Here is a 25,754-nt window from a genome sequence, read left to right as displayed (position 1 = left end):
GCTGAATCCTGCCTCTACTAGCAAAGCTAATTTTGGTCTTACAGCTTCATGTCTAGTCCGACTACACCTACAAGGCAAGCACTCTTAGGGACTACTCCCCAAGCGTAAATTCGGGTATGCCCTACCCTATTTAATTTTTTTTATCTCCCACCTATGCCGTACTTTTTTTGATTAGAGCAGTGAGGTATTGGGGCAACCCGAAATGGGTTGGTGACACTAGCTTTTGTCCAACGGTCAGTTCGCGTGTCACGACTACACATCTGATTTTCCGCTTACCAATCAGTTTAACACAAAGCCGTCCTAAAAGGGCGAGGCTTTAAACCCAATTTTTCGGTAAAGATAAAAAAAGCTAAACTGCAAGTATAGTCATGGTTTCGGCCTTGGATTCCCCTCTCGGCATCCACAGGAAACTATGCTCGGCTTTAGTCTGGTGACAAAATCAGGGAAAGGGCAATGGCTAGGGAGAAGATGTAAGATTTGTCCAAATCGGATTACCATAGATAAACTCTTGGATGAGAATCCTCGACTGACGGGTAGAATGATAGATAGCAATCATTAATAGAGCTTATGAACGAAAATGCTACACCGACTCAGCGCACGGCCGAGAAAGTTGAAATCGCTATTCACATTGACTCGGAAGTTTTAGAACAGATTAAACACCTGACTAACGATCCTAGTCGCATTATCGAAACAGCGATTAAACAGTGGCTAAGAGGCGAAAGGGAACCGGATGAGGACTTAACCCGCAATCTTCGACGCAATCCTCCCGTACCCCCCAAAGGGGAATGGAATGACTAAGATTTTTCAGTCTCTAATAGGTTATTTCCCGACGGAGAGACTGAAATATTTTCTTAGGTTAACCATTGATAGTAATTGAGATTTTTTCCCCAACAAAGCTAGTCATACTAAATTCGTTGAGTATAGGCTACATATCAGGACAGGCAAAAGGGGGAATAGATAATCAGTTTTTAATAAACGGATTTAGCATCATTTTGCTTGGGTACTTACAGGAGGAACAAAACTGATGCAGATAGAAATTCAAGGAGCCGATGCTATCAAAGTTGCTCAGGATATCCTAGAGATGGAAGGGGTGCAAGGCAGCTACGAAGTTATCTCTGAAGTGGAGAGAGAGGGAACCCTTGCTACCATCGCCACCATCATCGGCATTATTAGCGGAACAATCGCCATCGCTGAGAAATTTTACCAATTAAAGCGAAAAATTGACTCTCCTGAAACCCCGAAGATCGAACGGGTGTTGATTGTCAGCAAAAACGGCGATCGCCTGCTGCTCAAAGATGCTACCCTAGAGCAACTACAAAAACTCTTGGAACAAGAAAAATGAAGATACTGCATATTGATCTTCAGGAGAGGGGTAGCAATAGCGTTGAGTTCCGATTTTTCTGGGATAACCCTAACCAAACCCGTACCTACACAAGATTCCTGAATGAAATAGACAACCTAAGTGAACAGGCTGTCACCGATTACTATACCCGTTTACCGGAAGATCACGCCACAACAGGACAAGGTTTGTACCGATGGTTAGATGGTACGGAGCGCATCCTCCAGAGCGAATTAGATAGCCACCGGGGAGAGAAAATAGTTCTGGCTATCAGCACCAGCAACGGATTAGTCCATCTACCCTGGGAATTATTACACGATGGTCAGGGTTTTCTGGTGTCTAAGCTTCCCGCTATTGTTCCCATGCGGTGGATGAAAACGGGTAATGAAAGGCTGTTAACTGTTGACAACAACCCGCAGGATCGAGCCTTAAATGTGGTTTTCATGGCAAGTTCTGCTAAGGGTGTCGAGCCTATACTAGACTTTGAGGCAGAAGAGGGGAAGATCCTCAAAGCAACTAGAGGGAAACCCCTATCTTTAACCGTTGAAGAGAGCGGATGTATTAAAGAATTAGGCGAATTGATGGCCAGTAAAGATAGGGGATATTTCGATGTTATCCACTTGAGCGGACACGCTACCATCAAGGAGCGGAAACCCTATTTTATTACCGAGACGGAATACGGAGATAGGCAAGATACCAGCGCCGAAGATATTGCCAGAGAATTACAGTTTAATTTACCTAAGCTTTTGTTTTTATCAGGGTGTCGGACAGGCTACTCCGATGGTGATGAGATCCTTTCGATGGCCGAGAAGTTATTAAAAAATGGGGCTAAAACTGTTTTGGGGTGGGGTCAACCCGTCAGGGATAACGAAGCTGCTGACACGGCGGCCATCCTCTACGAAAAGCTTTCTCAAGGCTTTACTTTGAGCGAGTCGTTAGCTTTTGCCTATCAGAAATTATTAGGAAATCAGGCGAGGGATTGGCATTGTTTACGCCTCTATGTGAGGGGAAGTATCCCAGAAGCTTTGGTAAGGAGAGGACAGAAAAAACCTTTACCTCCCGTATCCGTTGTTGACCAATTTGTGGACCCAGAAACGAAATATTTGCGGGTAGCCACACGGGAAACTTTTATCGGTCGCCGCCGCGATCTTCAGGATTGCTTGCAAGTGCTGAAAAAACCCTTTGATAATTCTAAAGCAATTCGTAAAGCTGGGGTTTTCCTGCAAGGTTTTGGTGGTAACGGGAAAAGTACCCTCGCCGCTCGGTTGTGCGATCGCCTTCCTGACTATACTAAGCTTGTCTGGCATCAACAAATTGATCAAACTAGCTTGGTTAATACCCTAGCTAAAAAATTAGATCGTTCACAACGTCAAATCCTTCTGGATTCTAATGAGGAGCTAGACTATCGCTTAAGGGATGTTTTTGGTCAGTTAAACCAGCCTTTTTTGCTCATCCTCGATGATTTCGAGTGGAACTTAGAATGCCCTTCATCCAGCGATGACTATATCCTTAAAGCAGGGGTAGCTCCTCTATTACAAGCTCTCGTTTGGGCGATACAGGAAACTAATTACTATCATCGCCTGATTATTACCTCGCGCTATACCTTCAATTCCCCTCTATTAGAGAAATTTTATCATCTGAAGTCTTTGCCCTCTTTCAAATACAAAGAGTCCGATTTAGAAAAGAAACTGCGGCGGTTAGAGCATTTTAGTTCGGGTAAGATTGATAAAAACTATATAGAAAGAGCTTTAAACCTTGCTGATGGCAACCCCCGTCTCTTGGAATGGCTCAATAATGAGGTTTTAAGTGCAGGGAATATAGATACAAAGTTGCGGTCATTTGAGAATGAATCCGATGTTACTTGGCGCGATAAGATAGTCTGGCGGTTAGAAGAAAAACCTCAACTTTTGACGGATGAAGCTCTTGAAAAAGTGGTCAGTAATTGCCTAATCTATGAAATTCCTGTCCCTTTGGTTGCTTTAGAAGCGGTTTGTCAATCTGTTCCCAACTATCAGAAAAAATTACAACAAGCACAGGATAAAGGCTTGATCGAGGTAATCTGCAATGACGACAGAGAAACCCTCTACCGCGCCTCTCACATCAAACATATTAACCCCCATATCGAGCTTCCCAAAGATGCAAGTAAGCTTTCTGCTTTAGCGGCAACAGCAGCCAAGGCTTTAACCGAACTATGGGGTAATAAAGAGAACAAAAATGCAGAAAGATGGGCAGAGATTTTCCACCTCGCCTTTGCGGATAAAGAAAACCCTGAAAGATTTAGGGAACAATTCGATAAGATGATCTCGGTACAATATAACCCAGAAGCGAATAGTGCCTACGAAAAAGAACTAAGAAAACAGAGAGAATATCTCATAGAAAACCAAGAACAAATCTATCAAAAGTTAGAGGAGTACCTACAGCAACAGGATTGGAAAAAATCCGACTACGAAACCGCTTTTATTATGTACCAGTGGATGGTTATAGAAAATTATCATGACTTCTATGATCTGTTTAGAGAAGTATCCGTAGAGGTAATAGATGAAATTGACCGTCTCTGGATGCAACACAGCAAAGGGAAATTTGGCATTAAAGGACAGGTAAAAATTTACCGTGACTTAGGGGGGAGGAACGAATACAATTGGGGAGTGGGGGAGCGTTTTGGCGATTGCGTTGGCTGGAGAGAAGGAGGTAGATGGTTGAAGCTTGAAGAAGTAGCATATCATGCTACAACACAGCCAGATTCAATATTTCCAATACTTATGTACTCCCTTGATAGTGTCAGTGGTGGATATGAGAAGGGATGGGGATTGGTGGGGTTGTTTTGCGGAGGTTGGGGGTCTCTTCTCTCGCATCAAGACTGAAGAGAGTTTAGCACAGATGATTACAGGATTTTGTCAACATTTACGAACAGGTAATTTCGGACGAAGCCATGAGGGTTCTTGGTTTTCGATACCTGTCACCGAGGGGTCAACCATCGCCCTGATTTTTTTGTAGTATGCTTCCTACTAAAAAGTTATGAGTGGGAAAATCTTTGTGTTCTTCGTGTTCTTTGTGCCTTTGTGGTTCTTTCTTGCGCTTTTTGGTAATCTTCACTGCTGCCAGTAATTTACTTCCCCAATGGTCTTGCATTATCGTTAGTCTTGTGGATTTTCAATGTTTTGCGCCGCATGAAGTACCGCAATAACATCGATTTGCTCAGGCTTGATATAATAAATTATGCGATAAGAACCCTCGATAACTTCTCGGATCTGCTCAGTTTCAAACTCTGGAACAATTCGACCCGAAAAGGGAAAATTAGCGATCTGTTCTGAGCGTCTGGTCAATCTTTCAACCAGTCTTTGAGCATATTGAGGGGAGTTTTGTGATATGTAGTTGTAGATGGATGATAAATGATTAACTGCGGTTTCTGTCCAGAAAACTTTCATGGCTCTAGCTTGAACTTAGTGCGTACTTCTGCCACAGAAATAACCTTTCCCGCCTCACTATCGGCTAACCCCGCTTCAATTGCCTGTCTCATATAAATCTCATACATCAAATCATCCCATGTAGAATTATCCGGCAATTTATCGATTAAATTTCTGGCTTTTTGTTTAATGTTTTTTATTTCCATGATGGTTTCCAAAATGACTCCTGACAGTTTACATTATAGCAAGATAGGCTCCTAGAGATGGTGTATTCTAAAACCACCGCTAACGCTCAGAATATCCAAAAAGGCTTTTCCCTCTCGATGTCCTCAACGAAACCTCAACCCGTGATTGGTGTTAGTTGGTGGATAAATGCTGTATATTTACTCTCGTCGCCGCTTAATTCACACGCAGCAGCGCAGAAACTTGTCCAACATTCATTGCTGTATGTAACAATACAGGAGGAGTTTATCTCAGGAGTTCCACGGTGATTAGAGAGCTAGACCGTATTACTGTTAATCCACAAATATGTCTTGGACAGCCAATGATTCGAGGAATGCGTATCACTGTAGGATTTGTTCTGAAACTGTTGGCTAGTCAGTTATCTATTCAGGAAATCTTAGAGGCTTATCCAGAGTTGGAGGAGGAAGATATTCGTCAGGCTCTTAATTATGCAGCTTGGGCTGTATCCGATTATATCGTTAGCTTCACTTCAGCAGCCGTAACGCACCGCTAACTTTAATGATGGTGGGTGATATAATTTAAAATTCTGAGGTAAATCATGCAACTAAAACTAACAAAAATATTCCAGAAAGTTCCCGAAGGCTATATTGGTTTTGTCGAAGAATTGCCAGGAGCTAATACTCAAGGAGAGACTCTAGAAGAAACTAGAAGCAATTTAGAAGAAGCAATTGAGCTAGTTTTAGAAGCTAATCGTATATTAGCTGAAGAGCAACTGCAAGGACAAGAAGTGATTCGAGAGTCTGTTACTTTCTGGGCTGCATGAAACGCATAAACTTAATTCGTCATTTAGAAAATTATGGCTGTGAATTCTTAAGAGAGGGCGGCAATCATACGATTTATGTAAATCGTGTCAATCAGAAATCTTCAGCCATTCCGCGCCATCGTGAAATCAATGAATTCTTGACGCGAAAAATTTGTCGAGATTTACAAATACCAGAACCATGAGTGCGACTCCTGTTAAGCTGCTGTAGAGTGTAGGGTGCGTGTTTGCGGCTACTAATTTGGATAATAAAATAAGACTAACAATCCGCCGTAACGCACCAATTCTATTACTATTAATTAAACATAATAAATTAAATTTAATTTACCTGTGTATCATCCCATGTATAATTATCCGGCAATTTATCGATTAAATTTCTGGCTTTTTGTTTAATGTTTTTTATTTCCATAATGGTTTCCCAAATGACTCCTGACAGTTTACATTATCAACTATTCATTATTAATTAAAAGGGCGATCGCAAAATTACGCCTTCTTAAAAAAGAGATTAAACACCTGAAGCAAAACCCAAAGGTTGAAACTGAGCATCATTGATAATTTTAACCGTTTCCCCCGACTGCTTAATCACAAACAAACCGCGCCGATAGGCATAGACATCTATCCCCTGATCAATTTCAATTGCTGCCACTGCCCCATAAACCCGAAACTCTCGAAATTGGGGGAAAGCAACCTTAAATCGCTGTAATCGGCTGACAAAATCATCTACATCATCCCTCGACAGTCGAGATTTACATTCCACAGCCACCAACTCGCTCCCATTCACCGCCACAATATCAATCTCCATTGCCGCCCCAGGACGCTTACTTTTCAAGCGACTCATCGTTTGGGTGACATCAATGCCCCGTTCCTGAAATAAACGCACAACCGCCGGCTCCACCATTTCTTCTATAAAAAGACACAAAGGAGTGGTTAAGCTATTGACCGCTTTGGTCGTTTCTTGTACCTGTTTTTTTAATTCTTCCATCGTGCGATCAGCTTCGGCACTGCGGCGATCAGCTTCGGCACTGCGGTGATCGGCTTCGGCACTGCGGCGATCAGCTTCCTTTTGAAACTCGGCAAATTGGGACTCAGTTCTTTCAAATAACTTGTAAATATCGGCGATCGTTACAGCGTCTGACATAGGAAGATTCTTCAAGCTTGAGAAGTCTAGTCCCATTCTAGCGACTTGGCAGAGAAGAAATGTCCCTAGCTTCTCATCCGTGTTTTTTCAATCAATTATTGACTATCAACAAATCAGCGATCGCAGTTCAAGGGGAAGGGGTCAAAGGTCAAAAGGCGATCGCATTTTTGAATGGATAATGGACAATTGACAATGGATAATTATCAACCATAGCTCCTGCGGCCATGGGCTACTATTTTGATCATCTGAAAGAAATTGACCAGGAAATCACCCAAGAACTGGATCAGATACAAGTTAACATAACGCGAACAGCTAAATCACCTTTGTACCCTGGGATGAAAGAAGTGACTTTTCCCCCCTTCCCCCGAATGTACCCCGTAACTGATATAAGTAGAGATGTAGGTCTATAACCAAAATTGCCGCATCAGTTCGGTTAGGTGACTGTTTTTCGCTTGTCTAGGAGGGTAGATATGCTCAACGAATTAATTTATGAAGGATTAGGTTTAAGTGCTGTTTTCGGAGGACTATTCCTCTGGTCGCGCTCTAGTCTCGTCAGCAAAAATACCTCCCTTTTAGCCGCACAAGCGCAATTACAGCAAAGTAACTCAGATTTGTTGGCTCAAGTCAAGGGTTTAGACGTGGCGCAATCAGACTTAAAAGACGAAAATCAGCAGCTGCACGCCAAAATAATTCACATAGAACAACATTCCGCCCAATTACAGCACAAAGCTACGGATTTAGAAAATTCTCTCCAGTCCCTCCAGCAAGCTGTGCAGATAGGTGAGAGTGAAATTGAACAACTGAAAACCACCGCTAAGGAAATAGAAGCGGAGAAAGCTGGTCTGATGGAGCAATTAGAGGCAGAAAAAGCCCAAATTACTAGCCTAGAGGCACAGATTCAAACTTTAGAGCAGCAAAAAGGCGAAATTAACCGTCAATTTGATTTGACCAAAAAACAGAGCAACTCTCTCTATAGTCAAATTCAGACCCTAGAACAGGATAAAACTCTCTTACAGCAAGAGCTAGAAAAAGCCGAGGAATTAAAGGCGAAAGTGGTCGATTTAGAGCATAAAAATCAAGAATTAAGCGATTTAGCCGCCCGAATTCCCAGCTTGCAAGGTCAAATTCAAACCTTAGAACAGAATCTGGCTCACCAAACAGAACAGTATGAGCAAGGACAGCAGGAAATAGCCAGCTTACAGGGTCAAATTACCGGGTTAGAGCAGGAAAAAAAGTCTCTCAGCGAAGATTTAGCCGCAAGTCAAACTCGATCGCTCTCTTTAGGCCAAGAATGCGACAATTTAACTATAAAACTGCAAGAAACCGTCGCTCAAGTGACAGCCATAACCGCCGAAAAGGACAGTCTCGGCGCTCGTCTCGAAGCAGCTAAACTGGAGTTACAAGCTTTAGCAGCCCAGAAAGGAGAATTATCGGCACAATTAAGCACTGCTGCCGAAAAAATTGCTCATTTAGAAGGGCAATTACAGGAATTAACCCAGTTACCGCAACAATTGGCCGATTCTCAGGCAACAATTGCTCATTTAGAAGGGCAATTACAGGAATTAACCCAGTTACCGCAACAATTGGCCGATTCTCAGGCAACAATTGCTCATTTAGAAGGGCAATTACAGGAATTAACCCAGTTACCGCAACAGCTAGAAACCTATCGGGAAAACATTTCTAATTTAGAGATTCAACTACACCAGTTAAGTGCCGAAAAAGACCAATTAGAAACCACAACTTCCCGTCATATCGAGGAATTAAGCCAACAAAATCGCCAACTAACTCAAGATTTAGAAGTCAAAAAAACGGCAGCTAAAGCTTTAGAAAAGGAAAAAATTAAGTTTGAGGGTGAGTTAGCAACTAAGCAAAAAGAAATCGCCGCTTTAGAGGTTCAAATTCAAAACCTACAACAAGAAAGAGACGATTTCTCTCAACAAACTGCCCCTATTACCACTAATGAACCAGAAGCAATTATTAGTGAAACTCCCGTAGTAGAAGAACTGGAAACTCCCCCGGTGATTGCCGAGGAAACTCCCGTAGTAGAAGAACTGGAAACTCCCCCGGTGATTGCCGAGGAAACTCCTGTAGTAGCAGCAGAAAAAATCACAGTTGCCGATACAAGTTTAGAAGTGCAACCCGCAGCGGAGATAGTCCAAACGAGTCAAGAATCCGCAGAAAATCCCCTCAGGGGAAAAAGCGTAGTTATACTAGGAACCTTCGGCAAAATCAGTCGCGAGGAAGCGAAATCATTGATTATTAATGTCGGTGGTACTGTTACCAGTTCCCCCAGTGTGAACACTGATTATATTCTCCTCGGTAAAGCCCCCGGTGAGAAACTCAAAAAGGCTCAAAAATTAGGCATTAAAACCCTTTCAGAAGCCCAATTTCTACAAATGGTAGAATTATTTTAGCCGTCGGTTGTCAGGAGATAGGGTGATAGGGTTTTGGGGTGATAGGGTGATGAGACAGCTTCCCCACTTCCCCACTTCCCCACTTCCCCACTTCCCCACTTCCCCACTTCCCCACTTCCCCTTTCCCTTGATTACCAAAATTATGAGTCAAAAAATTGCCTTTTTAGGATTAGGAGTGATGGGAGCGCCGATGACGACTAATCTTGTCGGTCGAGGTTTTGCTGTTAATGCTTGGAATCGTACCCCAGAGGCCCCTGGAATAACCATTGCCGGGGCAGCTGGTGCGAACATTTGTTCTAGTATTGCCGCCGCCGTCAGGGATGCCGAGATTGTCTTTACCTGCGTCGGGGATGTGCCTGACGTGGAGGCAGTAATTTTAGGAGCGGGGGGTGTGATGGAATCGGCAGCGGTGGGAACTCTGGTGGTGGATATGAGTACCATTGGCTCTCAAGCCGCTAGGATGATTGGTAAAAAGCTAGAGGAAAATAATCTCCGTTTTCTCGATGCTCCCGTCTCTGGGGGCGATATTGGGGCGAAAAACGGCACTTTAACTATTATGGTGGGAGGGAAAGAAGCGGATTTTCAGACTTGTTTACCCTGTTTTCACGCCATGGGCAAAACTATTCGCTGGTGTGGCGAAATCGGCAACGGACAAGCGGTTAAACTCTGTAATCAAGTCTTGGGGGCGGTTCACATGGTGGCGCTGTGTGAGGCTCTAAAAATGGCAAAAATTCAAGGATTAGACCCCAATTTAGTCATAGAAGTCTGTAAAACGGGGGCGGCGGGTTCTTGGGCTTTAGAAAATTTGGGACCAAAAATCCTCGCCCAAGATTTACAGCCGGCTTTTATGATTGAACATATCTTAAAAGATTTGCGATTAGTCAAAGAAACTGCCCAGACAGCCGGGGAAATTCTGCCTGGGACAGATTTAGCGGAAACCCTATTTAAAGCAGTAGCGGAATTGGACGAAGGCAAGGGAATTAAACAGGGAACCCAAGCGATGATTCGCGCCTACGATTAAGCCTTTTGTTGACGATAAATATCATCGGTACGGGCAGCCATGATAAAGTCATTTTGATGTAATCCGCCCACGTCATGGGTCCACCAAGAAACGGTAACTTTACCCCATTCTGTCAATAAAGCGGGGTGATGGCCTTCTTTTTCCGCTGCTTCTCCCACGGCATTAGTAAAGGCGATTGCCCCTTGAAAATTGGCAAATTTATAGAGTTTTTGCAGACGGGGAATACCCTCGTATTCTAAGAGATTCCAATCGGGAATTTTAGCCTTTAAAGCGGTAATTTCTTCGGCAGTGATAGGAAAAGAACCCGATTGATAAGGTTGACATTTTTGTTGAGCAAGTTCGGTCATAGGGGTATCAATCCAGATTTTTTACCTTTATTATAGAGGAAAATCCCCCAGAGAAATTTTCTATTCTTCCTCTGACTCTGGAGAACTTCCCCAAGGAGTAGAAGATTCGGCAGCTTTCGGGAAAGAAAAAGATTTTTTCGGAGGAGAAGGCAATAATTCCAATTGTCGATTACCAGTTTTATAGCTAGTTTGATTTTTATGCTCTCCCCGTCGTCGTTGGGAGGTTTTTTCCTCCGTGGTATTTTCGGCTATCACTTCATACAAAATCGCCCGTTTATCCTCTTGTTGACCTTTTCTTAAAACCCGTCCTAAACGCTGAATATATTCCCGGGTGGAACCGGTTCCCGATAAAATAATCGCGATGCGCGCTTCCGGCACATCAACCCCTTCATTAAGAACATGGGAAGTCACCAGAATTTTGTATTCTCCCTGACGAAAACGGGTCAGGATTTCATGGCGTTCTTTCACGGGAGTTTGATGGGTTATGGCAGGTATTAAAAAGCTCTCGGAAATGCGGTAAACTGTGGCATTATCGTTGGTAAAAATTAAAATTCGTTCCGGATGGTGTTCACAGATTAACTCGGCTAAAACCCGCAATTTTCCCTGGGTTCCGGAGGATATTTCCTTCGACTCCCGGTGGGCCAACATGGCCCGGCGCCCTTCGCTACTTCTGGCACTAATCATGACAAAATTTTGCCAACCATCTAAACCAGACAAACTGAGATTATTTTTTCTTAAAAAATCATTGCGAATTTTAATTGCTTCTTGATATTTTTCCTGTTCTTTGGCAGATAGTTTCACTTTAATTTGAATTATTTCATGATCGGCTAGGGCTTTTCCTGACAAGTCTTGGGGACTTTTTTGATAAACAATTGCACCAATAAGATAATCTAAATCTTGATGACTACCATCACCGCGATCCGGTGTTGCTGTTAAGCCTAAACGATAGGGTGCGATCGAATCTTCCGCTATTTTCCGAAAGAAATCCGATGGTAAATGATGACATTCATCAAAAATCAAAAAAGCGTAACGATTGCCAAGAGTTTCTGAATAAATTGCCGCACTTTGATAGGTGGCGATTAAAATAGCACTATTATCCTTAGAACCTCCCCCTAATAATCCCACCTCGGCATCGGGAAAAGCCGCCAACATCTGGGCATACCACTGGTGCATTAAATCAATAGTCGGCACGATAATTAAGGTACTCCGGGGAGTCGATTGTAGAGCTAATTGGGCAAGATAGGTTTTGCCGGCAGCGGTGGGAAGGACAATGACACCCCTTCTCTGGGATTTTTTCCAAGCGATTAACGCTTCCGTTTGGTGGGGGTAGGGTTCCCGTTCAAAACTGGCAATTAATTCTAAATTGTTGAAAGCTTTTGCTTCATCTTGGAAGTTAATGCCCTCCTCCTGTAGAGTTTCCACCAGAGGACGATAATGAAGTGCCAAAATGCGAAATCTTTCAATACGATCATCCCAAGTGGCAAAATCTAGCCATTTTTTCCCTTTTGGTGGTGGATGGAGAATTAAGGTTCCTCGCTCATATTTGAGGGTGGGTAAGCGCATTTTTCAGTAAACAGTAAACAGTAAACAGTAAACAGTGAACAGTATAAGTGAACTGAAAACTTACATCTGATAACTGATAACTGATTCAAGGCTGACGGCTGCAATATAGCTTATCGCTAGATCATATTTATCGGGCTAAAAAAAAAGAGTGTGAATTAACACACTCTCAGCATATCGAAACAGCCAAAGTTTGGCAATAGATTAAATCTTTTCGGTTAGCTTAGTCAGAACGCGATTGGAACGTTCCACAAAAGCTTGCATTCCCTCGGCATCAAATCCCTTTTGAGCGATTAAAGCTAAATCATAAACGTGCTGACAGAGCATTTTCGCTAATTGTGCCGATGGAGATTCGCCGCTACCGGTAACAATACTTCCCTGACTAATCTGGACAATTTGTTGAATTAGGGGATGATTAGTATTAATCATCAGAATATGTTCTTCGGGGAAAGCCATGGCTTTTTGTTGCATCATTGCCGTCATTTCCTGTAAGCGTCGCATTGCTTCTGGAAGTAAGACAATTGCCGGGGGAGTACCTTGGGGATCATCGGATTTCAAGGCTTCAGTTTTGATATTGATGCGAGAATTATCGAGGGCTTTGGCGAAGATTTCTTTGATCAATTCAGCCCGGGTTTTATTACTAGCGGGATCGATAATTTCACTAGCTTGATCCTGTTCGAGCAGCGTCGAGTCTAATTCAGAATCAACCCGGGTGAATTTCACATCAGAGTATTCTCTTTCTAGGAAAGGAATAAAGTAATTAGTATCGATGAAAGAATCAAAGAAAAGGATTTCTAAACCTTGATTTTTGTAGAGTTCAACGTAGGTGGATTGGCTACGAGGATCGGTACAGTAAAAAACTCGATTTTCGTGGCGTTCTTTATGGCGTTCTAGGTAGGCTTTGAGAGTAGTATAACCTTCCTGTTCGATCGCTTCTAGGGGAGTTTTCGCCGTTGCTTCTTGCCAGGCATCACCTTCGGCGGTTTGCACTTCCACTTGTACCGCAGTTTCTTCGGGTTTGTAGGTAGTGCGATAGATTAAAATATCTTCTACCTGTTGTTTAAATTTATCCTCTTTCAAGGAACCAAATTTAATAAAAGTTCCCACATCTACCCAACAACGAATATATTCTTTTGCGTCTTCGTTATAGAGCGATTTGAGGCGATCAGCAATTTTTTTGGCAATAAAATCGGCAATACGGCGAACGGTGCGATCTTTGGTTAAAGCACTTCGAGACACATTTAAAGGAATATCTGGACTATCGATAACTCCTCGCAAGGGCATCAGGAAATCGGGAATAATTTCTTCGCAATGCTCGCTGACAAAAACCTGATTACAGAATAACTTTAACTGTCCTTTTGAGACATCCACATCCGGTCTGAGTTTGGGAAAATAAAGAATGCCATTGAGCAAGAAAGGATAATCGGTATTCAGATGTACCCAGAGTAAAGGTTCTTCTTGGAAAGGATAGAGATAACGATAGAATTCTAGGTAGTCTTCTTTAGTCAGATTTTGAGAAGATTCTTTCCATAAAGCCCGTTGTTGATTAATCACTTCCCCATCAATTTTAATGGGAACGGGCATAAAATCTGAGTAGGTTTTGACTAACTGGCGAATGCGGGCAGGTTCTAAATATTCCCCTTCCTCATCCATTAAAGTTAGGGTGATAGTCGTGCCGATTTGGCTGCGGGAAGAATCGGTTAGTTCAAACTCTGGAGAACCATCACAAGACCAATGGACAGGGGTAGCACCTTCTTGATAGGAAAGAGTATCAATTTCTACCTTTTTAGCCACCATAAAAGCCGAATAAAAACCTAGTCCAAAATGACCGATTAAATCCTTGGCTGATTTTTGGTATTTAGTGATAAATTCTTCCGCACTGGAAAAGGCAACCTGGTTAATATATTTCTTGATTTCTTCCCCCGTCATCCCGATACCATTATCGGTAATTGATAGAGTACGATTTTCTTTATCGATGGCGAGATTAATTTCTGGTTCGGGGACTTCTCCTCTTGCTTCTCCTGCTAAAGAAGCCATTTTTAATTTCGAGATAGCATCCACACTATTAGATATCAATTCCCGCAGAAAAATTTCATGGTCAGTGTAGAGAGATTTTTTGATAATAGGGAAGATATTCTCGGTATGAATCGTGATATTACCTTTTTCTAGTACCGTCATACGTTCAATCACTAAGGGCTTGACTATTCTAACTTTTTTATTTTGCTCGATGATGGCACTATTGATCACAGAGCGATTGCCCAACTTCTTCTAGGGGGATAACCGTACCGATAAACGGATTCGAGAACTCGATCGCAAAAATCAGGGATAATTGCCGGATTATCGGGGTTATTTAGCACTTTTTGACTTTAGCAATCCGATTGAAGCGGAATTGCAGTAGCTCTACTGTTCAATTTGCAGATATCCCTCAATCACAATATCGGGATTGAGATAATTAACCGTGACATTTTCTAACTGTAAAGCTTGGCTCATTAACTGGAAACCTAAATCACCCACGGCAGTAGGTGCCTTGATTCCCCCGATGATTTTGGGCGCAATAAAAGCGATAATTTTTTGTACCATGCCCTCAGCGATCGCCGCTGCACTTAAACCGCCACCGCACTCCCACAAAACCTGACAAAATCCCCTCTGATAAAGATTTTCCATCACTAAAGTGGGTGTCACCTCGGTTAGTTCGATCACTTCCACGCCTTTTGTTAATAATTGTTGCTTAAGCTTGACATTAGAATCAATTTGTGTGTAGACAAGCGTGGGAAATTGACTGGTATCCCAAAGATGGGCGGAGGAGGGTAAATCGAGCGATCGAGTCATGACCACGCGCAGGGGATTATGATCGGAGAGGCCGTGAGTGGTTAGGTGAGGATTATCTTGACGGACAGTGCTACCGCCGACGATAATCGCATCACAGGCCGATCGCAATTGATGGACTATTTGGCGAGAAGCAGGGCTAGTAATCCAAGTGCTATGACCAGTAGTAGCGGCAATTTTGCCATCGAGAGTCATGGCATATTTGAGGATACCGAAGGGTTTTTTAGCGGTAATGCGATGGATAAAACCCTGATTGAGTTGAAGACATTCGGACTCCTCCACTCCCACCAGCGTCTCGATGCCTGCCGATTCTAATCTTTGAATACCTTTCCCCGCCACCAGGGGATTAGGATCGATCATCCCCACCACCACTTTTTTAATGCCCGCTCGCATAATTGCCTCGCTACAGGGGGGAGTACGTCCATGGTGGTTACAGGGTTCAAGATTGACGTATAAAGTGGCACCACGAGCTTTTTCTGCTGCCTGTCTCAGGGCGAAAACTTCTGCATGGGGTTGTCCGGCCTCCGGGTGAAAACCTTCGCCGATAATTGTCCCCTCTTGAACGATCACAGAACCCACCAAGGGATTAGGAGAAGTCCGTCCCAAGCCTTGTCTAGCAAGGGTTAGACATCTTTGCATCATTGTGCGATCGAATTCCGTTGCCTGGGCCATGGTTGATTTCTCCAAAGGAGGGGAGACTTTTCAGTGATCAGTAAACAGTAAAAACTGATCAGTGGGGAGCTTTTTTCAGTGATCAGTAAACAGTAAAAAGTAATCAGTGAACTGATAACTCGCATCTGATAACTAAATTCTTGATCACTTCTCCACCACTATTATTTTAAAATGAAATGTATCAACGAATACAGAAATCTCAGATCAAAAAAACAAAGATCGAAAAACATTGACTACTCACACCTCAAGATAAATCCCTAGGTGTTTGGTCTTCTGAAATGATTGACCCCTGTTCCTAGGATTTAGCGGTGGAAAGGACATAATTGCTCGGTAATTATTCTCAAAAGTAATGAATCGACCTACTAACTCAACAAAGTCAACGAATTAACGATGAAACGAATTGCTCGAAAATCTGGGGAACTTGTCGGTTTATTACCGAAAATTAACCCTGTCTGGTTAGCCTGTGTTCCTTTGTCCGCGATTATTTTTGTGGTTTGGAACACAGCCGTACAAGCCCAAGAGGCGAAACCCTTAACCCCCGAAGATGTCCAAAACGCCCTCAATACAATCTGGGTTTTAATTGCCTCCATCCTCGTGATCTTTATGAACGCAGGTTTTGCGATGCTAGAAACGGGTTTCTGTCGCCAGAAAAACGCCGTTAACGTTCTCGCCAAAAACCTGATCGTTTTCGCCCTCTCCACCATATCATTTTGGGCGATCGGTTTCTCGCTGATGTTTGGGTCTGTCAGTAACGAATTTTTCGGTACAGGAGGTTGGTTCCTTAGCAGTAGCGATCCTGCCACCTACGTCATGCCTGCCTCTTTGCCCACCTCGGTGTTCTTCCTGTTCCAAGTCGCTTTCGCGGGAACGGCAGCCACCATTGTATCTGGGGCAGTGGCAGAACGGATTAAATTCGTCGATTTCCTAGTTTTTAGCTTAATTATTGTCGGTATCATGTACCCGATCACTGGTCACTGGGTTTGGGGTGGCGGTTGGTTAGCCGACCTTGGTTTTAAAGACTTCGCCGGTTCGACGGTGGTTCACTCGGTGGGTGGTTGGTCTGCTTTAACTGGGGCTGCAATTCTCGGCCCGAGAATGGGTAAATACATCAACGGTCGCACCAGTGCCTTACCCGGCCATAACATGAGTATTGCGACCCTAGGTTGTTTAATTCTCTGGATTGGCTGGTTTGGTTTTAACCCCGGTTCTACTTTAGCGGTTAATGAAACTGTACCCTATATCGCTGTCACCACTAACCTCGCCGGGGCCGCGGGTGGCATTGCCGCTACCCTTACCGCTTGGTTCAAAGATGGTAAACCCGACCTTTCGATGATTATTAACGGTATTCTGGCCGGTTTAGTAGCCGTTACTGCCGGTTGTGATGGTGTATCCTATTGGTCGGCGGCAATCATCGGTTTAATCGCCGGCGTAGTCGTGGTTTACTCGGTGGGTTTCTTCGATAACCTGAAAATTGATGACCCGGTGGGTGCGACTTCCGTTCACCTCGTCTGTGGTGTGTTTGGAACTTTAGCCGTCGGTATCTTCAACAAAGATGCCGGTTTAATCACCGGTCAATTCCAACTGTTGATTAACCAAATTATCGGGATTGTGGCAGTAGGGGCATTTACCCTGATTGTTAGTGGTATTGTTTGGACAATCCTCAAGGCTACCCTCGGTATTCGTGTTACTCCCGAAGAAGAATTGGAAGGTCTGGATATAGGCGAACACGGCATGGAAGCCTATAGCGGTTTCGTCAAGGAGTCCGATATCGTCGCTGGTAGCTATTATGCTTCCAGTGTTGACATGGAAACGCCTAGCACTCGTTAGGTTAAACCTTGTAAAGATAGATTAACTTATCCCCGACAAAGTTAAAGAGAAAAAGAAGAAGGCCTCGCCCCGATGCGATCGGTGGCTATAATTGCCTTCTAAACCTTTTCTCTTTCGGTTTTTGTCTCTTTCCGGACAGAAAAAATTAATCTTGCTACTAGGCAGCAACCGTCAATGAAAAAGATCGTAGGAATAACCGTACTTTTGCTGGGACTGGGATTCAATGGCGGAGTTGCCCCAGTTTTTGCGGAAACCATCACCGCCGCTCCCCCCAATCCGATTAGTGCTGGGGATACAGCTTGGATGCTGATCTCCTCGGCTTTAGTTTTATTAATGACCCCCGGACTGGCCTTTTTTTATGGGGGTTTAGTACGTTCCCGTAACGTCCTCAACACCATGATGATGAGTTTGGTGGCCATGGGCGTCATCGGGGTAACTTGGGTGCTTTGGGGTTATAGTCTCGCTTTCGATGTCACCCCGGGTAAAAGTGGTTTTGGCGAGGGAATTGAAGCTTTTATCGGGGGACTAGATTGGATTTTTCTTAACGGTGTCACTGCGGCCACACCTGACAATATCGGTTATGCACCCACCGTTCCCCATCAAGTATTTATGGTCTATCAGATGATGTTTGCGATCATCACCCCGGCTTTAATTTCGGGTGCGATCGTGGAACGGGTCAACTTTAAAGCCTATTTTTGGTTTTTACTGCTTTGGTCCACCTTTATCTATTCTCCCCTAGCTCACTGGGTTTGGGGTAAGGGTTGGTTGGCAGCCACTGGGGCGCTGGATTTCGCCGGTGGAACCGTTGTTCACATTAGTTCCGGGATTTCCGCACTGGTGGCCGCCTGGATGATCGGTCCGCGGCGTAGTTTTGGTGTCCAAGCCTATGCACCCCATAATGTGCCTTTTGTTCTCCTAGGTATCGGTTTACTCTGGTTCGGTTGGTTTGGTTTTAATGGTGGTAGCGCGCTTTCCTCTAGTTCCCTAGCCACGACAGCTTTTGTTAATACCACGATCGCCGCTTCGGCCGGTGGTTTGACATGGATGCTTATAGAATGGATTTTACGGGGTAAACCGACGGCGATCGGTATTGCTAGTGGATTTTTAGGGGGATTAGTGGGTATTACTCCCGCTGCCGGCTATGTGCTGCCGATCGGGGCGATTCTCATTGGTTCGATCACTGCCCTTAGCTGTTTTTTTGCGGTTAGTCTGCGGGCAAAATTGCGCTTTGATGATTCTTTGGATACCTATCCCGTCCATGGTGTGGGTGGAACGGTAGGGGCAATCCTTACGGGGGTTTTTGCGACTAAATCGGTTAATTCTTCGGGTAATGACGGTTTACTATTTGGCAACCCAGGCTTAGTCTGGACGCAATTTGTTGGCGTTGCTGCTACTTATATCTTTGCTGCCGTGGGTACTTTTGTCATCCTGAAAGTTCTCAGTTTATTCATGGATCTGCGGGTTAAACCGAATACGGAAGCAGAAGGGTTAGATGTGCCTCAACACGGAGAGGAAGCCTACGGACAGGAATTCGAGTTTGGTAACAGCCTTTCCTACCAAGAAAATCCTGGTGCCACAAATCCGCAAGAAAATTATTAGCGATTCCAATCAGCTATCAGTCCAGCTAACAGAAATGAAATTTCGTCTCTGTGAAACTGGGCTAAAAAATTCCGTTTTTGGTCGTCTTGTCTCTGTCACTGGGGATTGTGATCCTGTCCGTCGCTGGCAAAGAATGCTCGATCGTTATTGTCCAGAGATTCTCCAAGACCCAAAAACTCTCCGCCAAGGCCGCATGAGTAGCGATCGCTAGGGAGGATCAAGTTTTATCTAGATGGGCAAAACAGCAAAAAATTAGCGATTCTTACTGACAAGAATCAAGAAATTTGTAAGCCAGCTAACTCAGCAATTGTGTAGGTGGGTCTGCCTTTAACTTCCTCGTAAATTCTGCCGATATATTCTCCTAGTATTCCGATGCTAATTAGCTGTACAGAACCCAGAAAAAATATAGCGATCATAATCGTGGCAAAACCAGTGATCGGTGAGTTGGGCTGCTGTAAACGCCAATACAATACTAACAGAGCCATAATCAAAGATATCAGGGCAGAAAATAATCCTAGATAGGTAGCAAAACGTAAGGGGACACGAGAAAAAGATACTAGGCTATTAATAGCTAAAGATAATGATTTGCTAAAGGTATATTTTACTTCCCCGGCAAAGCGCGCATCCCGCTCAAATTTAACCGCAGTTTGTGGAAAGCCAATCCAAGCGCGCAACCCACGAATATAACGATTTCTTTCTGGGAGAGAATTTAATAGATCTACTACCTGACGATCCATTAAACAAAAGTCTCCTGTATCGGTGGGAATATCCACATCGGCTAGTCTTTTAAGCAAACGATAAAAGAGATAGGCCGTCAGTTTTTTAAACCAACTTTCTTGTTTTCTTTTGGTTCTTTGGGCATAAACTACTTGATACCCCTCTTGCCATTTTTCAATCATTTGGGGAATTAATTCGGGCGGATCTTGCAGGTCGGCATCCAAAACAATAATTACTTGTCCTCGGCAAAAATTAAGTCCAGCTGTCACCGCCGCTTGATGACCAAAATTGCGGGCGAAACTGATATAACACACTCGAAAATCAGCTTTGTGCAGTTCTCGCAGCAGTTTTAAGGAACTATCTTTACTACCATCATTTACTAGGATTAATTCTACCTCCCCATCTAAATTATTCATGATGGCACTCACCCGGCGATATAGTTCGGCAATAGTTTCTTCCTCGTTATAGATGGGGACAATCAGGGAATATTTTAGCATTTGCATAATAATATTTGATCGGTAATTGATTGAAAAATCTCACTCCTAACTGGGAGAATTATGCTGTCAATATCTTTACTTATTGAAGAAAATCCTCGATCGCCTGTCCCGTCTCTTCCGGTGCTTCTTCCGGTAAAAAATGACCACTGGCGATCGCCTGTCCAGTGACTTGATTAGCTCGCTGCTGCCAAAGAGCGATCACATCGTATTGACGTGCAATGAAACCTTTTTCTCCCCAAAGAACCAAGAGGGGGGAGGAAATTTTCCGGCCTAAATCCTGACGATCATGCTCTAAATCGATGGTAGCGGCGGCCCGATAATCGGCACAGGTGGCGGTTATTGTCCTCAAATCTCGAAAACAACGCTGATATTCCCCCAAAGCTTCCTCTGTAAAAGCGCTAAAATCTCGCCCCCAACTTTGCAAGCAATGTTGCAGATAATAATCGGGATTAGCGGCGATCAGGGTTTCAGGAAAAGGGGAAGGCTGAATCAAGAAAAACCAATGATAGTAGGCAGTAGCAAAAGTTTGATTGTTAGCCTCGTACATCGCCAGCGTTGGGGCTATATCGAGTAAAACGAGTTTTTTGACCTTTTCGGGAAAATCAAGGGCGAGACGGTGGGAAACTCGCGCCCCTCGATCGTGGCCGATCAGATAAAACTCCTGATAACCCAATTTTTCCATCAGCAATACCTGATCGAGGGCCATGACTCGCTTGCAATAATTGCTAGAATCCTCTAGGGGTAAGGGTTTATCGCTATCCCCGTAGCCGCGCAGATCCGTGGCGATAACCGTAAAATTGGCCCCTAATCGGGGGGCAATTTTATGCCACATTTGATGGGTTTGGGGATAACCATGGAGCAAAAGCAGCGGAAAACCGCGCCCACCTTTGATACCATTGATAGTAATGCCATTAACTTCTAGCTGAAATTTCCGAAAATTTGTCAGCATTTTTGCTTCCTGTCACCTTAGGGAAAGATAATTGCATCATCCGGCCAAAGTGACCCAATCAGTAAAGTTTTTTCACTATAGCCCCTCAAGCCGCTGCTTTTCTGATAGATTAAAACCATTAGGTTGCTCAAAAACCAACGAGTTAAGCAGTAATTTGATTATGATCTCGATTATCTATTCCGATGAATTTCTCGATCACGATACAGGTATTTACCATCCCGAAAAAGCGGCGCGTTTAACGGCAATTGTCGCCGCTTTAAAACAAACAGAATGGCAGTCAAAATTAACATGGCATTTACCGACACCGATCGAAATTCGTGACGAAGTAATCCCTTTGATTAAACAAGTTCATAATCAAGATTATGTTGATAGATTGCGGCGAATTTGTCAACGGGGCGGTGGAAGATTGGATGCAGATACTCCCGTTTCTGCCCGTAGTTACGATGTGGCGTTACTAGCGGTTAGTGGCTGGTTAGATGGAGTCGATCGAGTCTTATCCACCGGCGATCCTGCCTTTATTTTAGCCCGTCCTCCCGGGCATCATGCCACTTCTAATTATGGCATGGGTTTCTGTCTGTTTTCTAATGCTGCTATTGCCGCCTATTATGCTTTAGAAAACAAAAGAGTGCAAAAAGTAGCGATTCTTGATTGGGACGTACATCACGGCAATGGCACCCAGGATATAGTCGAAAATCATCCCCAGATTGCCTATTGTTCCCTCCATCAATTCCCCTTTTATCCCGGCACGGGAGAAGCGAGAGAAAAAGGGGAGTTTGATAATGTTTTGAATATTCCCTTACCGGCGGGAAGTACCATTAAAGATTATCAAGAACATTTTGAGGGGCAAGTCCTACCTTTTCTGAAAAATTTTCAACCAGATTTAGTGATTGTTAGTGCTGGATATGATGCCAATCAAGCGGATCCTCTGGCGGGCATTTGTTTACAACCACAAGATTATGGAATTTTAACGAAATACCTCTTAACTCTCAATAAACCGCTGCTTTTTGGCTTAGAAGGCGGTTATGATTTAGAAGCTTTAGCGGCTTCCGTCGTCGCCACCTTAGAAGCTTTGCTCTGATCCTATTCCAGGTAATCGTTACATTTCTTTAAAAAGATTGCTAACAAAGCGATCGAATGCGGTAAGGTAAACGATCGATAGAAAAAAACTCTTGACCTAGTTGCCTTTTAAGATTATGACCTCCCTTGCGCCACACCTAAAAGCCAAAGCCCTCAAACCCAATAGTCGTCGTCCTGCCAAAGAATTGTGTAGCGAGTGCGGACTTTGTGACACTTATTATATTCACTATGTTAAAGAAGCTTGTGCTTTTCTAAATCAACAAATCGCCGATTTAGAAGCAGCATCACACGGCAAAAGTCGCGACTTAAATCAGGAAAATGATCTCTATTTTGGTGTTCATCAAGAGATGATGGCTGCCAAGAAAAAACAAGCTATTCCCGGCGCGCAATGGACAGGAATTGTCAGTACAATTGCCTGTGAAATGCTCGATCGTGGTTTGGTAGAAGGGGTGGTTTGTGTGCAGAATACCGCCGAGGATCGCTTTCAACCGCAACCGATTCTCGCCCGTACCACTGAAGAAATCCTTGCCGCTAAAGTTAATAAACCGACTCTTTCTCCCAATTTATCAGTCCTAGAAGAAATTGAAAAATCGGGCATGAAACGGTTATTAGTTATCGGAGTTGGTTGTCAAATTCAAGCCCTAAAAGCAGTAGAAAAAAAATTAGGCTTAGAAAAATTATATGTCTTAGGAACTCCCTGCGTCGATAATGTCACCCGCTCAGGACTGCAAAAGTTTCTAGAAACTACCAGTCGTTCCCCAGAAACCGTGGTTCATTACGAATTTATGCAGGATTTTCGGGTACACTTTAAACACGAAGACGGCTCGATCGAAATGGTTCCCTTTTTTGGCTTAAAGACTAATAAATTAAAGGATGTTTTTGCCCCTTCCTGTATGACTTGTTTTGATTATGTTAACTCCCTTGCCGATTTAGTTGTGGGCTATATGGGCGCGCCTTTTGGCTGGCAATGGATTGTCGTTCGTAATGATACGGGCAAGGAAATGTTAGAGTTAGTTAAAGACCAATTAGATACCCAAGATGTTATGTCTAGTGGTGATAGAAAACAGGCGGTACAAAATAGCATTCCTGCCTACGATAAAGGTGTAACCTTGCCGATGTGGGCGGCAAAAATGATGGGAGTAGTAATTGAAAAAATCGGGCCTAAAGGTTTAGAATATGCTCGCTTTTCCATCGATTCTCACTTTACCCGTAATTACCTTTATGTTAAACGTAATTATCCTGAAAAATTAGCAGCCCATGTTCCTGAATATGCTAAAAAGATTGTGGAACAGTACAAATTGCCCGATTAATTAGGGTATGCGGAAAAAGTAGGGGCGCAGCATTCAGATAGGAAATCTACGGTTTCAGCGATAGGTTATCGTCCGAATGCTTCGCCCTTACTTCGACAATCTCTTATCAGTTATCAGTTATCAGTTATCAGTTATCAGTTATCAGCTATCAGTTATCAGTGAGCAGTGAGCAGTGATTAATTCAACCACTGTCGATGGTGGTGGGTTACTGGACTAGGTAATAGGTGTAGGGGTAATTCATGAATTACCCCTACAATAACGTTTGTCTGGATGTTGTCAAATTTTCTCTTGACAAAGGCGACTTGACATGATACTATATTCATAATGGAAAATCCTTGCGCCTACAGACCCTATTTTCAAGTCTCAATAATCGCCAATAAAAGCTTAGATAGCGATAATTTTTTTAAGGATTGAGAACCATGAACCATCAAAGAGAGTTTTATGTTGTCATTGAACGAGATGAGAATGGATATTATGTTGGGGAAGTTCCTCAACTTCGGGGTTGTTACAGTCAAGGGGAAACGATTGATGAATTGATGAAGAATATCAGGGAAGTGATTGAACTTTGCTTGGAAGATGACAATCCGGAAGATGTGTCGAAGTTTGTTGGAATTGAAAAGGTGTCTATCTGATGCCAAAATTACCGATATTAACCGGTGATGAAGTTATCAAAGCTTTAACGAGAATAGGGTTTCAATCTATCCGACAAAAAGGAAGTCATCTGCGCTTAAAACATGAAGATGGAAGAGTTGTCACCGTACCAGTTCATCGGGGGAAAACTGTCGGGAAAGGATTACTCTTAAAAATTTTACGCGATGCTGAACTGACACAAGAAGAATTTATTCGTCTGCTGTAATTCCCGTCTTGATTTAAGCTTCATGTCCCCGTTTTTCTGGATGTTGTTAAATTTTCTCTTGACAAAGGCGACTTGACATGATGCTATATATATAATGGAAAATCCGTGCGCTTGCAAACCCTAGTTTTCAAGAATTTTCAAGGTCTAGTTTATTCGCCATAATGAGTTTTAGCACGATGAATATAGATTACATCATCAGTCTAAACTTTGATTGGAATGATTGAATGAATACTATGATTGTGTTGTATGCTGACTTCATAAACCATTAATCAATGTCTCCCAAAACTTCCTCAAAAGAATAGGTTTCATTTTCATTAATTTGCTGTAGAGATAGTTGTAAGCTTTCTCTTAAATCGGGAATAGATAGTAATTCGATGGTTTCTTGTAAACTTTCATAGTTTTTTTGGGAAATCAAAATTACAGAATCTTCCTGATTCTCAATGGCATAAATTTTGTTATCTTCCGTAACCGATTTAACGAGACTTGGTAAATCGGTTTGAGCATCGGCGATTTTAATTTTTTTGATCATAATTAATCCTTTTTTTGATGATGAAATAATGAAAATTATTGTAGGGATTTAACAATCTCTCCTAATCACAGTCCAGGCAGCATCCTCCTATAATTATCCATTATTGTAGTCCATCATTCAATCATTCCAATCACTGTCAATGGTGGTGGTGCGTTACTGGACTAGGTAATAGGTGTAGGGGTAATTCATGAATTACCCCTACAATAACGTTTTTCTGGATTTTGTCAAAATTTCTCTTGACAAAGGCGACTTGACATGATACTATATTCATAATGGAAAATCCGTGCGCCTACAGACCCTCTTTTCCGAAGCATTTAAACTCTAATTCATCTTCATTCTGCTTCGGGTAATTGCGATAACATCATCAGATAATTCTGATAAACGGTTTGGGTATGGGGATGATTTTCCCCTAATCTTTCCCTGAAAATATTAATCGCTTCTAGATAGAGAGGTTCCGCTTCTGAGTACCTGCCTTGCAAGTAGTACAATAGTTCTAGATTGTTGAAAGATACCAATTTTCATCGAAAATTTGGGTCTGAAACCCCGTCGTTTCACGACGGCTTTACCGTTAAATACTAGCGCATTTACCAAATATATGCTAAAATGTGAGACATGGAAAAAGCCTACTCGTTTCGATTTTACCCCACACCCGAACAAGAGTCGCTATTG

At 43.1% G+C, this 25,754-nt stretch carries 28 protein-coding genes; 16 read left to right on the top strand and 12 right to left on the bottom strand.

Features of this window, described 5'->3' with window-relative positions:
- Window positions 1–567 precede the first annotated feature (567 nt).
- The 3 genes from IM479_RS14585 to IM479_RS14575 all read left to right on the top strand — a co-directional run bounded on the left by IM479_RS14585 (window position 568) and on the right by IM479_RS14575 (window position 4,200).
- Window positions 568–798 (top strand): hypothetical protein, encoded by a 231-nt coding sequence (locus IM479_RS14585; RefSeq protein WP_287079143.1) that lies wholly within the window; start codon window positions 568–570, stop codon window positions 796–798.
- 226 nt (window positions 799–1,024) lie between these two features.
- Entirely contained in the window at window positions 1,025–1,342 is a 318-nt protein-coding gene (locus IM479_RS14580; RefSeq protein ID WP_286824465.1) for a hypothetical protein, read from the top strand.
- Complete coding sequence (locus tag IM479_RS14575) at window positions 1,339–4,200, top strand: CHAT domain-containing protein (RefSeq protein ID WP_287684657.1); 2,862 nt, start codon at window positions 1,339–1,341, stop codon at window positions 4,198–4,200. The genes IM479_RS14580 and IM479_RS14575 overlap by 4 nt, the downstream gene beginning before the upstream one ends.
- A gap of 106 nt (window positions 4,201–4,306) precedes the next feature.
- Here IM479_RS14575 and IM479_RS14570 read toward each other — a convergent pair whose 3' ends face one another.
- From IM479_RS14570 to IM479_RS14560, 3 genes are read right to left on the bottom strand one after another with little or no spacing between them, the layout of a single operon-like run.
- Window positions 4,307–4,468 (bottom strand): hypothetical protein, encoded by a 162-nt coding sequence (locus IM479_RS14570; RefSeq protein WP_287684656.1) that lies wholly within the window; start codon window positions 4,466–4,468, stop codon window positions 4,307–4,309.
- A gap of 5 nt (window positions 4,469–4,473) precedes the next feature.
- Complete coding sequence (locus IM479_RS14565; RefSeq protein ID WP_287684654.1) at window positions 4,474–4,764, bottom strand: type II toxin-antitoxin system RelE/ParE family toxin; 291 nt, start codon at window positions 4,762–4,764, stop codon at window positions 4,474–4,476.
- On the bottom strand, window positions 4,761–4,949 hold the full coding sequence (locus IM479_RS14560; protein WP_287684653.1) for a hypothetical protein: 189 nt from the start codon (window positions 4,947–4,949) through the stop codon (window positions 4,761–4,763). Before IM479_RS14560 ends, IM479_RS14565 begins: the two co-directional genes overlap by 4 nt.
- Window positions 4,950–5,230: 281 nt before the next feature.
- Here IM479_RS14560 and IM479_RS14555 point away from each other — a divergent pair, with 281 nt between their 5' ends.
- The 3 genes from IM479_RS14555 to IM479_RS14545 are packed head-to-tail and all read left to right on the top strand — an operon-like array spanning window position 5,231 to window position 5,931.
- On the top strand, window positions 5,231–5,479 hold the full coding sequence (locus tag IM479_RS14555) for a DUF433 domain-containing protein (protein WP_052276594.1): 249 nt from the start codon (window positions 5,231–5,233) through the stop codon (window positions 5,477–5,479).
- Between the two features lie 45 nt (window positions 5,480–5,524).
- The gene (locus tag IM479_RS14550) at window positions 5,525–5,749 is read left to right on the top strand and encodes a type II toxin-antitoxin system HicB family antitoxin (RefSeq protein WP_002734968.1); all 225 of its coding nucleotides are present in this window, start codon (window positions 5,525–5,527) and stop codon (window positions 5,747–5,749) included.
- On the top strand, window positions 5,746–5,931 hold the full coding sequence (locus IM479_RS14545) for a type II toxin-antitoxin system HicA family toxin (protein ID WP_002762193.1): 186 nt from the start codon (window positions 5,746–5,748) through the stop codon (window positions 5,929–5,931). Before IM479_RS14550 ends, IM479_RS14545 begins: the two co-directional genes overlap by 4 nt.
- A 320-nt stretch (window positions 5,932–6,251) precedes the next feature.
- Here IM479_RS14545 and IM479_RS14540 read toward each other — a convergent pair whose 3' ends face one another.
- The gene (locus IM479_RS14540; protein WP_287684652.1) at window positions 6,252–6,884 is read right to left on the bottom strand and encodes a DUF3782 domain-containing protein; all 633 of its coding nucleotides are present in this window, start codon (window positions 6,882–6,884) and stop codon (window positions 6,252–6,254) included.
- A 470-nt stretch (window positions 6,885–7,354) separates the two neighbouring features.
- Between IM479_RS14540 and IM479_RS14535 the strand changes: the two genes are divergently transcribed.
- Together IM479_RS14535 and IM479_RS14530 are read left to right on the top strand one after the other, a co-directional pair.
- Window positions 7,355–9,298 carry a BRCT domain-containing protein gene (locus tag IM479_RS14535; RefSeq protein ID WP_287684651.1) on the top strand — a complete coding sequence of 648 codons (1,944 nt, stop codon included), beginning with the start codon at window positions 7,355–7,357 and terminating at the stop codon, window positions 9,296–9,298.
- A 142-nt stretch (window positions 9,299–9,440) separates the two neighbouring features.
- Window positions 9,441–10,319 carry an NAD(P)-dependent oxidoreductase gene (locus tag IM479_RS14530; protein ID WP_286824457.1) on the top strand — a complete coding sequence of 293 codons (879 nt, stop codon included), beginning with the start codon at window positions 9,441–9,443 and terminating at the stop codon, window positions 10,317–10,319.
- Here IM479_RS14530 and IM479_RS14525 read toward each other — a convergent pair.
- The 4 genes from IM479_RS14525 to ribD all read right to left on the bottom strand — a co-directional run bounded on the left by IM479_RS14525 (window position 10,316) and on the right by ribD (window position 15,724).
- Window positions 10,316–10,666 (bottom strand): 4a-hydroxytetrahydrobiopterin dehydratase, encoded by a 351-nt coding sequence (locus IM479_RS14525; protein ID WP_287684650.1) that lies wholly within the window; start codon window positions 10,664–10,666, stop codon window positions 10,316–10,318. The two genes, IM479_RS14530 and IM479_RS14525, sit on opposite strands and share 4 nt — an antisense overlap.
- A gap of 60 nt (window positions 10,667–10,726) precedes the next feature.
- Entirely contained in the window at window positions 10,727–12,229 is a 1,503-nt protein-coding gene (locus IM479_RS14520; protein WP_287684648.1) for a DEAD/DEAH box helicase, read from the bottom strand.
- A gap of 201 nt (window positions 12,230–12,430) precedes the next feature.
- Window positions 12,431–14,404, bottom strand: a complete 1,974-nt coding sequence (gene htpG, locus IM479_RS14515) for a molecular chaperone HtpG (protein WP_287684660.1) — start codon at window positions 14,402–14,404, stop codon at window positions 12,431–12,433.
- A gap of 222 nt (window positions 14,405–14,626) precedes the next feature.
- On the bottom strand, window positions 14,627–15,724 hold the full coding sequence (ribD, locus tag IM479_RS14510; protein WP_287684646.1) for a bifunctional diaminohydroxyphosphoribosylaminopyrimidine deaminase/5-amino-6-(5-phosphoribosylamino)uracil reductase RibD: 1,098 nt from the start codon (window positions 15,722–15,724) through the stop codon (window positions 14,627–14,629).
- 390 nt (window positions 15,725–16,114) lie between these two features.
- Between ribD and IM479_RS14505 the strand changes: the two genes are divergently transcribed.
- The 3 genes from IM479_RS14505 to IM479_RS14495 all read left to right on the top strand — a co-directional run bounded on the left by IM479_RS14505 (window position 16,115) and on the right by IM479_RS14495 (window position 19,361).
- Complete coding sequence (locus IM479_RS14505; protein ID WP_287684644.1) at window positions 16,115–17,551, top strand: ammonium transporter; 1,437 nt, start codon at window positions 16,115–16,117, stop codon at window positions 17,549–17,551.
- Between the two features lie 174 nt (window positions 17,552–17,725).
- Window positions 17,726–19,150: an ammonium transporter gene (locus tag IM479_RS14500; protein WP_287078886.1), complete on the top strand. Its 1,425-nt coding sequence runs from the start codon at window positions 17,726–17,728 to the stop codon at window positions 19,148–19,150.
- A complete protein-coding gene (locus IM479_RS14495; protein WP_287684642.1) occupies window positions 19,122–19,361 on the top strand; it encodes a hypothetical protein in 240 nt (79 codons plus the stop codon). Before IM479_RS14500 ends, IM479_RS14495 begins: the two co-directional genes overlap by 29 nt.
- A gap of 64 nt (window positions 19,362–19,425) precedes the next feature.
- Here IM479_RS14495 and IM479_RS14490 read toward each other — a convergent pair whose 3' ends face one another.
- Both IM479_RS14490 and IM479_RS14485 read right to left on the bottom strand, forming a co-directional pair.
- On the bottom strand, window positions 19,426–20,364 hold the full coding sequence (locus IM479_RS14490; protein WP_287684658.1) for a glycosyltransferase family 2 protein: 939 nt from the start codon (window positions 20,362–20,364) through the stop codon (window positions 19,426–19,428).
- A 79-nt stretch (window positions 20,365–20,443) separates the two neighbouring features.
- Window positions 20,444–21,313, bottom strand: a complete 870-nt coding sequence (locus tag IM479_RS14485) for an alpha/beta fold hydrolase (protein ID WP_287684640.1) — start codon at window positions 21,311–21,313, stop codon at window positions 20,444–20,446.
- Window positions 21,314–21,473: 160 nt separating this feature from the next.
- Here IM479_RS14485 and IM479_RS14480 point away from each other — a divergent pair, with 160 nt between their 5' ends.
- From IM479_RS14480 to IM479_RS14465, 4 genes are all read left to right on the top strand, one after another.
- Window positions 21,474–22,391: a histone deacetylase family protein gene (locus tag IM479_RS14480; RefSeq protein ID WP_287684638.1), complete on the top strand. Its 918-nt coding sequence runs from the start codon at window positions 21,474–21,476 to the stop codon at window positions 22,389–22,391.
- 115 nt (window positions 22,392–22,506) lie between these two features.
- Complete coding sequence (locus tag IM479_RS14475; protein WP_287684636.1) at window positions 22,507–23,700, top strand: Coenzyme F420 hydrogenase/dehydrogenase, beta subunit C-terminal domain; 1,194 nt, start codon at window positions 22,507–22,509, stop codon at window positions 23,698–23,700.
- 419 nt (window positions 23,701–24,119) lie between these two features.
- Complete coding sequence (locus IM479_RS14470) at window positions 24,120–24,332, top strand: type II toxin-antitoxin system HicB family antitoxin (RefSeq protein ID WP_287684635.1); 213 nt, start codon at window positions 24,120–24,122, stop codon at window positions 24,330–24,332.
- Window positions 24,332–24,556 (top strand): type II toxin-antitoxin system HicA family toxin, encoded by a 225-nt coding sequence (locus IM479_RS14465; RefSeq protein WP_002739026.1) that lies wholly within the window; start codon window positions 24,332–24,334, stop codon window positions 24,554–24,556. Before IM479_RS14470 ends, IM479_RS14465 begins: the two co-directional genes overlap by 1 nt.
- A 265-nt stretch (window positions 24,557–24,821) precedes the next feature.
- Here the strand turns inward: IM479_RS14465 and IM479_RS14460 are convergent, their stop codons facing one another.
- Window positions 24,822–25,085, bottom strand: coding sequence for a type II toxin-antitoxin system Phd/YefM family antitoxin (locus IM479_RS14460; RefSeq protein ID WP_002762167.1), 264 nt, complete (start codon window positions 25,083–25,085; stop codon window positions 24,822–24,824).
- Window positions 25,086–25,417: 332 nt separating this feature from the next.
- The gene (locus IM479_RS14455) at window positions 25,418–25,600 is read right to left on the bottom strand and encodes a tetratricopeptide repeat protein (protein WP_287684633.1); all 183 of its coding nucleotides are present in this window, start codon (window positions 25,598–25,600) and stop codon (window positions 25,418–25,420) included.
- 97 nt (window positions 25,601–25,697) lie between these two features.
- On the opposite strand from IM479_RS14455, the gene IM479_RS22720 reads away from it, so the two are divergent.
- Window positions 25,698–25,754: helix-turn-helix domain-containing protein (locus tag IM479_RS22720; RefSeq protein ID WP_155119799.1), on the top strand; the 57-nt coding region annotated here is incomplete at its 3' end.

This window comes from Microcystis sp. M165S2 (assembly GCF_020245885.1).
GTDB lineage: Bacteria > Cyanobacteriota > Cyanobacteriia > Cyanobacteriales > Microcystaceae > Microcystis.
Note: the sequence above shows the minus strand (reverse complement) of the source record. Positions and strands in the feature narration are given on the sequence as shown.